Here is a 267-nt window from a genome sequence, read left to right on the forward strand (position 1 = left end):
GGGACACCTCAAGGAGGGGTAATAAGTCCACTCCTCGCCAACATCGCACTGGATGGAATGGTGAGGCACATAGAAAAGCTATTCCCGAAAAAGAATAGCAGAATCCAAGCAACGGTCGTCAGATATGCCGATGATTTTGTAGTCATATCACCAAAACTCGAAATCATTGAACAGTGCAAGATTGCTATCACCGAATGGTTAAAACCCATTGGACTCCAACTTAAGCCGGAAAAGACAAGAATCTGTCATACACTAAGAGAAATCGAA

General features: G+C 43.4%; 1 protein-coding gene. It reads left to right on the forward strand.

The window, feature by feature from the left end; genetic code table 11:
- A partial coding sequence (locus LKE08_RS00300) for a reverse transcriptase/maturase family protein (protein ID WP_324702197.1) occupies positions 1-267 on the forward strand: 267 nt, incomplete at both ends.

This window comes from Lyngbya sp. CCY1209, assembly GCF_035615495.1.
Classification (GTDB): Bacteria; Cyanobacteriota; Cyanobacteriia; order Cyanobacteriales; family Microcoleaceae; genus Limnospira.